At 40.5% G+C, this 14,438-nt stretch carries 8 protein-coding genes; 2 read left to right on the top strand and 6 right to left on the bottom strand.

The features are described 5' to 3' along the window. Positions 1-128: 128 nt before the first annotated feature. Genes L3V38_RS11515 through bcsR form a run of 6 tightly spaced genes read right to left on the bottom strand, consistent with a single transcriptional unit; the run spans position 129 to position 10,887 of the window. Positions 129-3,941 carry a cellulose synthase subunit BcsC-related outer membrane protein gene (locus tag L3V38_RS11515; RefSeq protein WP_237119478.1) on the bottom strand — a complete coding sequence of 1,271 codons (3,813 nt, stop codon included), beginning with the start codon at positions 3,939-3,941 and terminating at the stop codon, positions 129-131. After that, on the bottom strand, positions 3,932-5,047 hold the full coding sequence (gene bcsZ / locus L3V38_RS11510) for a cellulose synthase complex periplasmic endoglucanase BcsZ (RefSeq protein WP_237119477.1): 1,116 nt from the start codon (positions 5,045-5,047) through the stop codon (positions 3,932-3,934). The genes L3V38_RS11515 and bcsZ overlap by 10 nt, the downstream gene beginning before the upstream one ends. Continuing rightward, positions 5,047-7,296 (bottom strand): cellulose biosynthesis cyclic di-GMP-binding regulatory protein BcsB, encoded by a 2,250-nt coding sequence (gene bcsB / locus L3V38_RS11505; RefSeq protein WP_237119476.1) that lies wholly within the window; start codon positions 7,294-7,296, stop codon positions 5,047-5,049. The genes bcsZ and bcsB overlap by 1 nt, the downstream gene beginning before the upstream one ends. Then, positions 7,293-9,956 carry a UDP-forming cellulose synthase catalytic subunit gene (bcsA, locus tag L3V38_RS11500; protein ID WP_237119475.1) on the bottom strand — a complete coding sequence of 888 codons (2,664 nt, stop codon included), beginning with the start codon at positions 9,954-9,956 and terminating at the stop codon, positions 7,293-7,295. Before bcsA ends, bcsB begins: the two co-directional genes overlap by 4 nt. Beyond that, positions 9,949-10,668 carry a cellulose biosynthesis protein BcsQ gene (gene bcsQ, locus L3V38_RS11495; RefSeq protein WP_237119474.1) on the bottom strand — a complete coding sequence of 240 codons (720 nt, stop codon included), beginning with the start codon at positions 10,666-10,668 and terminating at the stop codon, positions 9,949-9,951. Before bcsQ ends, bcsA begins: the two co-directional genes overlap by 8 nt. A 3-nt stretch (positions 10,669-10,671) precedes the next feature. Then, on the bottom strand, positions 10,672-10,887 hold the full coding sequence (gene bcsR / locus L3V38_RS11490) for a BcsR/BcsP family cellulose biosynthesis protein (protein ID WP_130151233.1): 216 nt from the start codon (positions 10,885-10,887) through the stop codon (positions 10,672-10,674). Positions 10,888-11,008: 121 nt separating this feature from the next. On the opposite strand from bcsR, the gene bcsE reads away from it, so the two are divergent. Then, positions 11,009-12,634: a cellulose biosynthesis protein BcsE gene (gene bcsE / locus L3V38_RS11485; protein WP_237119473.1), complete on the top strand. Its 1,626-nt coding sequence runs from the start codon at positions 11,009-11,011 to the stop codon at positions 12,632-12,634. Between the two features lie 169 nt (positions 12,635-12,803). Then, positions 12,804-14,387 carry a cellulose biosynthesis protein BcsG gene (bcsG, locus tag L3V38_RS11480; RefSeq protein ID WP_237119472.1) on the top strand — a complete coding sequence of 528 codons (1,584 nt, stop codon included), beginning with the start codon at positions 12,804-12,806 and terminating at the stop codon, positions 14,385-14,387. Positions 14,388-14,438: the final 51 nt, after the last annotated feature.

The following is a 14,438-nucleotide window of genomic DNA, read 5'->3' as shown; positions in this document are numbered from 1 at the left end:
TGTTGCTCAAGTTTTGAACTTGAAGGTAAGAGACACACCCTTATCCTAGCTACAAGTGCGCTACAGTATACATAGACCTTCTAGTCAGGGGAAGTGCTTGCGGTGGGTTCAAGCCAGAGGCCCTGTATTTAGTAGCTTGCATAAGGGATGACAGGTTTTCCAGGGAAGATTAGCTCACTATAAACAGGCTTAAAGTAGTATCTAAAATAAAGTTGTGCATAATTTGGTTCGTAGAAATCAGCTCTATCAAGATTAAAATAGCCACCAAAAAACCAATGTGGCGTAAAACGATACTCAAAACTGGCTGCTAAGTTGTAAGAAATACCACTACTAGTGTCGTCTTCAAAATAGGGTACAACCCCCGTTATAGCTGTTTGTGCTTCAGCTTGTGCTTGCAAAACAGGATCATTAGGGAAAAACTCAATTTCATCGGTGGTTGTGGTTGACCAAGATACGCTGCCACGTAAACGATAAACAAAATTATGGCCAATGCGTTGATCATAAATGACTGGCAGTGAAGCGCCTAAATAGTTTTGCGGACTGTAATAGCCACCATGTCCCCAGGTTTCTTCACTTAAATTGTGCTTGTATGACCAATGTAATAGGTTTAAACCAATGCTCAGCTCTTTATTTCTTTGTCGAATATACCGATAGTAACTTCCTCCCATTAAACTGTAGCTTTGATTATCTTTGACGTTTTTACCGGTTAAAAGCTGGTAATTGGTGCTTCCCCAAAAGCCCCAATCTAGCCCTAGATCATGCGATAAGCTCAGTTGCAATTGTGTGGCTCGAACGCCGCCCCACACTTGATTAGTAAAGACATCTTCAAGTCCTGCGTAAGATAAAACGGAGCTAGTAATAGGGCGTTTTTTGAAGGTTACTCCATAACCGAAATCGCCAAAAATTCCTTTGTAATTAACGCCCCACACGATATCTTCGACTAGAAAGCCAAGTGGAGTGGTACCAACATCAAAGCGCCATTGCTCGTTTTGCCAAGCAAAACCAATATCCATTCCTTGCTGTTCGGGTTCAATGCTTAACAGTGGACAGTCAAAAATACAGAGCGCTCCTTGACCATAGCGGCTGCCCGCAAAGGTTTCATCAAAACGGGTTTCTTGGCTCGATATCGTCATTGGGTCTAATTTCACAATCCCAGTGCCACCCCAAAGAGGAAAACCGGCCTCGATAGGCGTTGCACCAGCGCCTAGAGTTGACTCATTTTGCGTGCTTGTTTGGCTACTTAAGTTGATAGCGGCTGTAATATAGGCTTGTTCTTGTTGTTCAATACGCTGTAATTGGCGTTTTGCATTATTGACATACCATGGAGCGTCATCATCAAGTGTATACAGGCTGTAATACTGCTCATCAGCTAAACGACTATTGATGGTATTTGGTGCGATTGCCGCTTGATACCAGTTTTTTGCAAGCTGTGTTTGTTGCTTAGTCTCTGCTACAGCTGCAGCCTGATAGTAAAGCTCTTGATTATTATTAGATTTTGCTAACAACTGTTTGGCTAGATTGAGAGCCGTTGTTTGATCTTCAAATTGGCTAAGTGCTGCCATTAGCTGTTGTTGTCGATAGCTTTCCTGATACGTTACTTGGTTGATTTGCTCTGCAACAATTCGATCAGCCAAGGTGTTATTTTGCATCTCACGACTAAGAGCTGCAATCGTCAGTGCAGTATCGGTGGTGACTGTGTGTCCCATTGCGGTGTGTTGCTGGTAGCGAGAAATAGCGAAACGAGTATCACCTTGCTCTATATAGGCATTAATTAGTGCTTCATTAAGCTGTGGGTTTTCACTGTACTGATTATCAAGCGCTGTTAGTTTTGTTATGCGCGTTTGGCCTTGGTAAAAACGATTAATGTAGTTTACTTGTAGCGCAAGCCATTGCGATTGTTCTGAGTTTGTTGCACTGCTGGGCAGCTGGTAATGACTAAACCACGTATCTATACCTGCTTGATCATCGTTATTAATAAGCAGGTCAGCATACGTCATATGCCAATATGGGCTGAGGCTAGAATCGCGTTCAAGCGCTTTTTTAAGTTGCCTTATTGCGTACTGTTGCTCATTAATTTGGAGCCATTGAGTGGCAAGCTCTGCTTGCATTAATGGTGTTAATGGCTGAGCTTCTAACTCCGTGAGCTTATAAATAATAGTTGCTTTATTGGTGGCAGTATTATTTTCTGCAAGCTTCTCGAGCTTGGTATTAATACTCAGTTGCTCAGCAAGAACGTTAATGTCATCAGTGCGTGCGTTAGTTGGAATGTAATCCAGTGTCGCCAACGCGCCCTGATAATCATTGAGCGAACGTAAAAATAATGCATGGCTGTATCTGAGTTCTGCATCCAACGGAAACTGCCACAAGGTTTTTTTATAAAGCGCTTTTGCGTGTTCAACCAAACCCTGTTGTTGGTATAAATTAGCGAGATCATAATATAACCAGCTTTGGCGAGGGCTTTGTTTTATCGCCATAAGTAACATATCTACAGCTTCATCCAGTCGGCCTTTCGCTGTTAAATCATCGGCATTTGCGCGTAATTGCTGGGTTTCAAGGAGCGTATAGTCAGCGGCAATAAGCGCTTGCTGCTGTTTACTTAAGCTATTATAAAATTGATGGCTACGTGCATAGTTTCCATCTGCAGCGCTTAAGATAAGCATAGCTCTTAGGGTTGATTGCTGTAATGGATCACTTTTTAGCACGTGTTTGTACAGCTTCATTGCTGTTTGGTAATGGCCGGCGGCTTCGGCAAGTTGCGCACGGTAAAACACGACCGTGTTCGGATCCTCATTTAGGGTATCAGCTAAATCAAGCTTTAATGTTGCGCGTTTGAACTCTTTCATAGACATCGCTGATTTCGCTTCGTCTATGTATTGCCAAAAACGCGCCGTGTTTGCTAGGCCTTTCAGTACTGTAATGCGATTTGTATCAATACTGTATTTTTCAGCTTTTTTAAAAAAATGATACGCTTGAGCATTATTGCCTTGTCTAAGATTGAGTAGTCCTAGGCTGTTGTATATTTCAGGATCTGTGGGTCGGCCTTTTAAGGCTTGATTGAACAATGCTTCAGCTTTTGCAAAACGGCGTTTTTCAAGCTCTACATTGCCTTTTAACCATGTTTGGTAAGCAGGGTCAGCCAGCTTTTCGCGTTCGGCTTTATATGCCTTTTTAAAGTCGCTAAATTGCACGTGCCCTTTACTGCTTTTAGGGTAAGCAGCAAAATAACGTTCATAAGCATGTTCGGTACTTTTGTTCAGAGGCATATCTTCAAGTGCATTTAACCATGCAAATTCAGCCTCAACACTGTATTGATTACTATGAGCATAATGGCTCAAAAGTGCCAGTGCTTCTTTGTTTGTAGGATTTTGCTTTAACAGATGACGGGCGTAAGCAAGCTCAAAGCGGCCGCTGTTTGGGTAGCGGTTCATTAATGAGCGGTATCCTCGTAAGGCCTGTAGGTATTGATTTTCGTCTTGGGCAAGCCAGTTTATATGTTCAAGCTCAAATTCAATATTAGGGTAGTTTGATTTGAACAAGCGATTGTAAATTTTTACAGCGTCATTGTATTGCCCTGCGCGTGCACGTAAACGGGCCTGTGCAATCGTTGCTTTTTCTTCATTACTGACTTTTTCCAGTAGTGTTAAGCTCTCCACACAAGGGTGTGCTTTTTGAGTTAGCTTTGCCAATAAATTACGCGCTTGTTCAGTTTCTTTTTGTGCATACAAAACACGCACCTGCGCACATTGAACTTGGGTGTTTTGGGGGGCGATACTTAACAGTTTTTCTAAACTGTCAGTCATCAGCTGTGTATCTTGCTCAATTTCGCCTAATTGTACTTGGCTAATTAACCAATCAATTGACTGAGTATCAATATCGTTATTTGCAAGCGCAAAGGCACTAGGGCTTGCGATAATGACAGCAATGAGCCACTTTATTGGCATTCAGCGCTCCAATTCGTTATCAAGTTTCCTTCTTTATCAATCTTAAAGCGTTCGTTTAGACTGCTGGTGCCAAACAAGTACAATACACTGTCATAGTAGCGAGTCGTTGTGAAACGGGTATCCATCATTAATTGTTGTTGCAGTGCGGTGACTAATTGTGATGCTTGCATGGTTTTGAGCAGAGGGAGTAAAGCCCCAGTAAAACCACTTGGACCAGTGCCTGATGTTTTCCCTGAAAGAGCATTTGCTTCTAACGGTACTTTGCCTGATTCGATAATACGCTCGGCCATAGGCGTGAACTGCTGGATAAGTTCTTTTTTGTAAGCGGCATCATCGGCCATCATACTTGCCCAAAGATACACACGAATAGCATTGAAACTGCCTACAGCAGGGCTTTGTTTGTCATGGTAAAAGCCTTTTTTAACAGTGTAATTGACCCAATCAGGGCTAAAGCCTTTTGGTGCTGTATTAATCAGCATTTTAGCTGAGTTTTCATGTAACTCTTGCCAAGGTGAATGCGGAAAAAGCTCAGCAAATTGCTTTAAAATAAATAACGGTGCATAGCTTGGGTTTAATTTCCATGAGCCCTGCTTTTCAAAGCCACTGGGGGCTGGCAGAAGTGTTAAGCCTAAGTTAGGTAAGCGGGCTGTTTCTTCGCGAATAATTCGCTCTGCAAGTACCGAGCTTAAAACTGCATAGCGTCTTTCTTGCCAGAGCTTTGCGGCTTGCGACAAGCTGTAAGCTATCCATAAATCAGAGTCAGCAGCAGGGTTAGAGTCTAATATTTTGCCTTCACCATTTTCAACACCCCATTGCCATGCAGGCAGACGAGTGCTTAGATCGCCTTCAGAGAGGTGAATCTCTGTCCAATCTAACAGTGAATCAAAGGTGCTTTTATCATTTGCCACCAAGGCAAAAAATAATGCATATGACTGACCTTCAGAGGTGGTGATATCGAACTGGCTGCCTAAATCAATAACCCGCCCTTGTGGTGAAATGAAGTGTGTTTTAAACGTATTCCATTGTGGCCACGCTGCACAAGTTTGCGCTGCAAAAGCTTTACTTATTAGTAAGATACTAATAGCTAAATAAGTCATAAATTTCATTATGCTTTATCTCCTTCAGACAAACGCTTTTGTGTCAGTAACATAAGTAGTCGCCACAACATGTATGAAATCAGCAGTAGTGTAATAATCGATAATATGGCGAGTAAAACGGGTTGATCAGAAAAATGAAACCAAATCAGCGTGTGAATAGGAAGATGGCCAACAAAGTATTGCTCATCCGTTTTTATGGTTTTGATTCCCTGACGGTTTATTATCGCTGAGCTACCCATGATTTGAGCTGTTTTCTCTGCGTTCAGAAGTACGTCGCTCAATAAACTATATGCACTATTGTCTGAGGCGATCATAGAGACAACTGAGCGCTTTGAGTCCAATGGAGATTGGAAGCCAGAAATGATAGCTAAGCGGCCTAGGCTACTGATATTTATTTTAATTTTTTCAGAATTTTGAGTGTCATATGCACCGTTGTAAATGGCTTGATTAACAACACGCTGATTGTTATTGAGCACAGCACTCAAAGAGCTATTCTGTGAAAGCTCAGCTAAAAGTGAATCAGGCTTGCCAATGATGATGATATCTTTATCAGCAAGTTCGTTCTTTGAATTAGGAAATTGAATATCCAAACGATGGGCTGGATAGCCTGTCATTGCACCCAAACGACCTGCAAAGTTGAGTAATAAGCTGATTGCCTCAACAGGTGCGTTGCTTTGCATTATTAACACGCTTTGGTGAAGATCTGCGTATTTGGTATAAGGGAAACCGCTATTGGCAAAAGCACGTAAATTAGGCAATGAAATGTAATGATGAAAACTACTCACATCAATGCTAGAGCTGCCATCAATAACACCGAACTCACCGCCTGCTGGGATCGCACTACATTCTCCTGTTTTAACTAGTGCAAAGTTAAAGTCGTAAGTCAGTTGGTTGTTAGTTGTTAAATCAAGCCCTGTTAATTCGAAGTCTTGGCGCGTTTGACTTGGTGTACTTGTTGAAAGTAGCGGCAGTAGCGTCTGTGTGGTTACATTCTCATTGCGTTTATTATTAAGCGTGAAACCGTCAACAAATTTGCCATTGATAAGCATGTTTAGGCGCGACAGCATGCCCTGTTCTACAGGGGTATTGCGGTAATTTAACGTTAATGGAATACCATTTTCACGCCACGTGAATAGATCGGGTGCAAAGCGAAGATCTAAATTAACAGGTTGACCTCGATAACCCTCTGATTGGAGCTGTGTTGGGTATTCTATAAATTCATCAAATGTAACAGCACGGTCAGAACGGACCCACAGTGGCGCATCGTATGCTTTGCGAAGCGGTAAACTATCAATTGCATCAATGGTTGCACTACGTCCGGTCATCACTTTATGGCCAAACATTAAGCCGACCACAGCTTCTTTTAGTTGTGCTGCGTCTTTACCTAGGATCAGTAACACTTTGGCGTATCTATGTGCTGGACTACTGATAATCTCAACCGTTGGCTTTTCAACATTAGGGTAATTTAATAAGAAATCTGGTTTGTTTGCATTGGTTGCAAACACCACGCTATGTTCAACAGGCGTTGCATTTATTTGCACTGGAAACTCAGCATTACGCCATTTGGCTTGGGCACCAAAAAAGCTTGAAAGTGCAACGGCTGCCTCAAGCGTTTCTTCATTTGGCCCAGAGGCAAAAATAAAGGGTAAATTAAGTTGGCTGTAATCCCGTTTATCAAAAAAAGGCGCGGGGAAATATTCAAGTAAACTTTCGAGCGCAAGTGATTGACGACCAAGTGTGATGGTACTGCTTTTACCTAATTCAGCCCAAATAGCCTTACTAAAATCATCTTGGCATGCCAAATCATAGTAACCAACTAACTCAAAACGTATTTGATTAAAATCTTTAATCAGTTTTGGGTTGAGCGACACGGTATGTTCGGTTTTTACCTTGATTGGATTAGTTTTATCATCAATGGGTAGCACGGTTACGAGGTTTTCATTGAAGAAAACTTTTAAATGCGACACGCGGCTAATTAATGAAGGAGAGGGCGTGTATGAAAAGTTAAGCATTAACTGTTTACCGAGCTTGTCTAGTCGGTTTGTAAAGTCGACGCGAGTGCTGTTGCTAACACCGTCTAGTTTAAACTTTTTTAAGCCTAAACGTTCAAAACTTAAGGTTAGGCTTTCAACAGGTGCTTGTTCTGGATAACCATCATCAAAAATAGCTTTATTAGACAGCGGCTCAGCACTCATAGCCCAGTGTGGCAGGCTCAGTGATATTGCAGCGAGTAATAGTGTTAGTAGTGGTTTCATCATGATGGTGTAAATACTTTTGTTGGTTTTTTAGGTAATAAAGACACGACAAAGTGTAGTACCTTCGTTATAAAATTAATCAAGGGTCTCAACTCACTTGGTGCGTGGAAAATCAAATTCTTAAAGCCTCTGAGGCTAGTATAAAACACTTTTGAAAAACTGTATGAAGGTTTATCGTGTTTAAAGTTTTCTTGCCAATCAAGCCAAGCATCTGCGCGTGAGAATGTGCATTGAATAAATGCTTTTTGTTTTTCTAAATTTAAATCTCTAAGCGTTAAGCCGATTTGCTTATCACGGGTGTTACAGATGTAGGTCGCAAATGAAAACTGCTTAAAGCCACGGCTCATAAGGAGTTCAACTTTATCGTTGACCCGACATAAGTGGCTGTGTTCGGTTTCTAAACCGACTCCGTTGTCTGAATAATCCGTTATTTTAACTTTGATGGTGCGCCCGTTCGCAAGGCGAATTGCGGCAGGGAAGTTAGCTTTTATTCTATGCGAGCTACGTACTTGCTTTGCTTCGGCTGCGACAGCGACTGCTGCGCCTAAGATCACTATATTGTAGCTGGCCCACAACATACTAATTAGCAATACGCCTATATGAGACGTGTCACCGAATAATAATCTGATGATGCCATACGCCATACCGATAACGTTTACTAATAACAGTATTATATAGGGCTTTGAAATCATCCAGTCATAGTGGTCAGTACTATTTAATCCGCCTTTTTCAGTGACATTAAACTTACCTTTATTGGGGTTTATAAGTGCAACTGTGGTTGGCTTTAAAATGTACCAGGCTAAAACTGATTCATATACTTCACCCCAGAATGAGTAACGGTATTTCCCTTGAACCCGTGAATTCGTTATTTTCACTTGCAGCAAGGTGGGTACTATATATAAGAAAATAGCGATAAAAGGAGCGTAAATGATTTGTGCGTTTAGGTAAATTAGCGCCAAAGGTGCAGTTAAAAACACAATACGTGGTATTCCTGATAAAAAGTGCAGCATGGCATTGAGATAGCATAATCGTTGAGCAATATTTAAGCCTTTGCCGAGTAATGGATTATCTAAACGAAAAATTTGTGCCATCCCTCGAGCCCAACGGATCCGCTGACCAACATGAGCCGATAAACTGTCAGTGGCAAGGCCTGCTGCTTGTGGAATATTAATATAGGTGGTTTTATATCCTGCACGCTGCATTCTAAGTGCTGTGTGCGCATCTTCGGTGACAGTTTCTACCGCAAATCCGCCAATTTCTTCAAGGGCACTGCGTTTTAATACTGCACAAGAGCCACAGAAAAAGGTGGCATCCCACATGTCATTTCCATCTTGGATCAGGCCATAAAATAGCATGTTTTCGTTAGGAATTTTACGATGGTTTTTTAAATTACGTTCAAAGGGATCCGCAGAAAAAAAGTGGTGAGGTGTTTGTACTAAGCACACTTTGCTGTCATTAATAAGTTGGCCCATGGTCATTTGTAAAAACGACCTCGCAGGAATATGGTCACAATCAAAAATCGCGATGTATTGGCCGTTTGTCACCTGCATTGCATGGTTCATATTGCCAGCTTTTGCGTGATTATTATCTGGGCGAGTTAAATAGCCAACGCCTATTTCTTCTGCAAATTCAGCAAACTCAGGACGTTTTCCGTCATCCAGAATGTAGATGTTAAGTTTGTCAGCCGGCCAATCAATACTTTGTGCAGCAATGGTTGTTGGTTTAACAACATTTAATGGTTCATTGTAGGTCGGAATATAGATATCAACGGTTGGCCATGTTGATGTATCTTCATTAAGTGGAATTGGTTTTCTGCTTAAAGGGTTAATTGTTTGAAAAAAGCCTAAAATTAGCACCAGCCAAGCGTAGGTTTCTGCTAATAAAAGTCCAAACCCTAATCCTAATGCAAGTGGATCTCCCCAGTTGAGTGTTTCTGTGTAACGCCACCATAAATAGCGAGTAGAGGTGGTGACAGACAGGGTGATCATTGCAATTGTTGCCATTTGTCCTTCAACACGACGCAAAGAGTAGGCAACCAACAAAATAAGACTAATAAACACGGCTTGTGCTTCAACACTAAAAGGCACAGTGACAAAAATGGCGACAGCAAATATTAAGAGTGTGAAAAATGTCACTTTTAAGGTGCTGTTTTTCCACAGACTTGAAGTACTTATTTGTTGATACGCTTTTGACTTCTGTTGCTTTTTAGTTACAAGCCAAGCTCGCCTAAAAAAGCGCACTAGCTTGCTGTCTATCACGCGAACAATCCGTGCTGAGCGTATGAGCTTTCGCCATGTTTTACGCTGTTCTTGGGCAATGTGTGCCTGCGAAGTGGTGGTTGTGTTAAATAAAACCAAGTAACAGCTTTGTAGTACGATTCTGACGCAATTTGATGGCGTTAAAATTGGCTGTGTAACATGGGGATAGAAATATTTTATCGTCTTTTTTATGTTGTTTTTACGGTTTTTATCAAGCCTAAAAAATAGCGATAAAAATAACACTATAAAGGGCATCATGAATGCCCCAAGCAAACTCATTTTATGTTGATTGAAATAACCATGAAATTTAAAAAATACAAAGCGGACAATTCTCTTTGTAAAAATAAGTCCTAAGCATAATTTCATAATACGCTCAGTGTTACTCACCTGAACCTTATTAGTCATTATTACTCGCTCTACTTACCAGCCAGCCCGCTAATGTTTCAAAGTCGTCATTGGCAACACTGTAAGGAGCGCAATTAATGGCGACATTACGAAATGCTGTTGCTTCTTTTATCACTTCATCTTGGTTGATATACAGTGGTGCGAGTAAAGGAAGTTCGGATTGCCATAATTGCAGAAGATCAGATTCAAGCTCAGAAGCAGAGTTAAATCGATTTATTAAAAAGTAATGTTGCCAACTTGAAGTAGCGTGTTTAAGTGAATTTAAGCGCTTATAGATAAAACTGTGGCAAATAGCATCGCAGTTTACAAGTTCTAGGAAAATATCCTCTTCTGAAATTGGGTAATCAGATACATCAATATGAGCAGGGCAGTCAAATAAAAACCACGCGTTTTCAGATTCTTTTAATTGCTCGCAGCTTTCTATGACTGAGGTAAAGTTTAAATCAGTGAGGCTAGCACTGCCATAAGGTAAAAACTTAATACCATCATTATCTTGATGAAATTGGCAGCTGGCCGCATGAAAGCTGGAATAATCACTCCAACCTAATTGGTGCTCCCACGATAGACCTAGATGCAAGCCAACATCGCCTTTGGGATCAAGGTCAATAACGTATACGTTTTCGTTAGATTTTCTTAAGGCGCAAGCAAGATTAGCGACAACGGATGTTGTACCTGTTCCACCTTTAATACCTTTTACAAAAACTCTGTTCATTATTTAGTATGTACTTTTGTTAATATTTTTAACTTGTTGTGTATCTTTAACGGATAAAGCGATATCTTTAATTAAAGGATATTTTTCGATTGTTTGGCGATTTTTTTCTACATCAACTATTTCTATATATGTTTGGTTTTTTCCACCAAACTGATGGAGCAAATTATCAATGTCATATTGAGTTAAAATAGTTGATTTTTTTACTACATAATCATTCATCTAAAGTATCCGCTACAACAAAACTAGATTTGAAGTGTTTATAAAACGTGGACATGGGCTGCATTATATATAGAATAGCGCCTGAAACTAGTACTAAAGTATCTTTTTCAAGGGTTTATTGGTGCCTTATTTAAATATAACAGGGTTAATGACGGCCTATTCGGTGTTAAAACGCAGTGCAAATTATGCACTACTGGCACCTTTAGACAATCAGTTATTAGAGCTAGCCAGGCATGTTTTTGCTAATAACAAAGGCTCTGTATTCTTACTCTCAGAACAGGTTGATATGTTCTTTAATAGTGAGCAAGGTGATGTTTTTCATCAGCTATTTGAACAAGGTCGCTTATATCCATTTCGTTTACATTATGATTCAATTTTAGCAAAAAAGTCACACTTTTCACGCGGGGTGATTAATGAGCTAAAACATTATGACGAACTTAAAGACAGTACCGTTGTTGTGCATTTGCATAGTGAACGGATTTCATCCCTTGACGAAGTGCAGTTAACCAAAAAAATAAGTTATTATCGTGAACTTGCAATATCTCAAAGTGCAACTGTCATTTTTTTAATTTCGGGTGCTGAAGTAAATAGTGTGCGACGACAGTTTTTAGGTATTAATACACTTTTTGATGGCATGATTTTTATGACCCAAGAAGCCTCAATTCGTACCTTAGAATATGATTATTGGAGTCACAGCGAAGGAGTTATTGCTGCTAAAAGTGTTAATTTACAGCTGCTTAATAAGCAATTGTCGGTATTTGAGAGTGATTTAGACGCGCACACTGACAAACGTTCAATGCACCAAGAGCTAGATGAAGATGAAGTTTGGGTGGTACGAAGTGCGGTACCACAAGGCACTAAGCTTCCTGCTCTTTATAAGGTGGTTGAAGACAATGATGCGCTATATAAAACTGCGCTGACACGAAAAGCTGCCACGCTCGTTTTTTCAGTTACACGCTACACTGACTTATCAGCTTTAGCACAAGAATGTTTTTTGCTTCGTAAACAATGCGGACGCAAATTAAAATTAGTTATTCAAAATGTAGATGGCATTATTCGTCATCAAGATGAATGCTTGTTTTTAGCCTTGGGTGTGAACCTGATTTTGTATAGTTTTTCGGAGCCATCTAGGCTGTTATCTCAAATTCAGTCTATTCAAGGGTTTCAATTCTCAAGGCCCTTACCCGATTCAATTGATGATGTATTAAAATACAGTGAAAGCGCATTAAGCAAAGGGTATTTACCTATTCTGCGTTTTGCAGAGCAAGTGTCAAAACACAGTGATTCAGCAGCTAATCTGGGGGTTAGTGGGGTGTTGGTCATGTTGCAGCTTTTACCGCGCATTGAAGCGATTCACCCATTGCATTTGTTTCATGTAAAACGAGAGGGGGATCTATTTAGTTATGCCGATGGCTATATCTATTTATATTTGCATGCGTGCCGTGAGCATGATGTTGAAAGTGCGATTAAACACTTGTTTAAATTACAAGTGAGTGATTTTTTTACATCGAAAAATATTATTGCTGATCACTTTTACATACAGCAAGAGTGTCGACGAATTCAACGTGACTACAATCAACAGGAAGTACCAGACTACACAGAGCAATTAAAGGAAAATGTTAGTTATATTTTCGATGCCAAAGTGGCCGATATTGCTAATTTAAACACTGAAACCCCTGAATTTAAAAAAATCATCAGACCGATATCAACACCTGTTTCGGTTGAATTTAAAAGTGATGAGAGATGAGCTTAAACCAGTTTTTAATTACCTTTTTAGTCGCCTTAATACTCGGTGTTTTACTCAGTAATGTAGGCAAGGTACTACTAAAAAAGATAGTACATGTTTATCGTAAACTAACATTCAGGCATGTGCTGCTAACCCCATATACTCCCAAAAAACAGAAAAAGGATAACCCGTGAGGCTTTCAGGTTTAGGTGTTTGGAACTTATATTTCCTTATAAAGTTTTTTCTCTATAGTCGCTCAGATATTTCGTTTGACTTTTTAGCTAATTTAGCCTTTTTTGCTTTTTTGGCCTTATCTTTTCAGCAGCAATGGTTGATGCGTATTAAGCATGTTGTGAGTGTTGTTGTCGGCATTGCATTGTTTTATCACGATTCATGGTTACCCCCCATATCACGACTCACAAAGCAGGCGGGGAATGTCCAAGATTTTAGCTTAGGCTACTTTTTTGAAATAGTGTCGCGGGTGGTGAATATTGAGCTGATTCTGGCGTTATTTGTGCTATGTATAGTGTATTGGTATAGCGCTAGATGGCTCAGGTACACGAGCTTGTCTGTGATTGGGTTTGCATATGCTTATTGGCTAAGTATGTCAGTACCAAGCGATGGCTTAATTACCCCCATAGTTGTGCAAAATCAGTCAACGCCACGAGAAGAAAGCACAGCCGTATCTGGTGCATCAACAGCTGATACGCCAGATCAACAATTGCAGGCTTTTTATCAACAGCAAGCACAGCTAAAGACTCAGTTTCCAGCGTCTTTCAATGGTCGTCCTTTTGATGTTGTGGTGCTTAACATATGTTCCCTCGCTACGGCTGATTTAAATGCCATTGGTGTTAAGCCGCGCAATCTTTTTAGTGATTTTGATATTTTGTTCCGTGATTTTAACTCTGCTACGTCATACAGTGGTCCTGCTGCTATTCGGCTTTTACGAGCCAGTTGTGGCCAAACCAGCCAAGATAAACTATTTGAACCTGTTGATAAACAATGCAAGTTGTTCAGTAATCTAGCTGAGTTAGGGTTTAAGACCTCTGTCGCTTTAAATCACGATGGTCACTTTGATGATTTTATTGGCTTAATTAGACAGTATGGGGGGGTCTCAGTTCCTAAACTCGATTTTAGTCAGTTTAGTCCCGCTCAGTATGGATTTGATGGTAAGCCTATTTACTCTGATGGTGAGGTTTTGTCTGCTTGGTTAAATGAACAAGCAGCAGAAGGGTCGCTACCAAGAGCACTCTATTATAATTCGATTAGTTTACATGATGGTAATCAGTTAGCTGGGCGTTCACGCATGAATAGTCTTGAAAGTTATCCTGCTAGGCAGCAAAGGTTGTTCGCAGATATTGCTCAGTTTATTTCACAGCTTGAACGTGAAGGTCGAAATGTAATGTTAGTTGTTGTACCTGAGCATGGTGCGGCACTCAAAGGAGATAAGTTACAGTTTGCAGGGCTTCGAGAAATACCCAGCCCTGCGATTGTGTCAGTGCCGGCTGCTGTTAAGTTCATTGGCCCTGATATAAAGCACAGTGAATTATATGAAGTAGAAAAAACAGTGAGTTATTTTGCGTTGTCTGAATTAATCAGTAATGCAATGAAGTGGGATGCTTTTTCAGGTACTGTGAATGTTCAACGTTTGGTTGATAGCTTACCGAGTGCAGCTAAAGTCGCAGAGAATCAAGACACAGTAATGATGTATATTAAAGGCCAACCATACATTCAATTGGATGGCGCCGAGTGGACTAAATACCCAAACAACTAATGCGTTTGGGTATATTTGTCCAAAAATCTTTACAATAGACTACCCACGAAT

It is taken from the genome of Pseudoalteromonas sp. L1, assembly GCF_021728095.1.
GTDB lineage: Bacteria > Pseudomonadota > Gammaproteobacteria > Enterobacterales > Alteromonadaceae > Pseudoalteromonas.
Note: the sequence above shows the minus strand (reverse complement) of the source record. Positions and strands in the feature narration are given on the sequence as shown.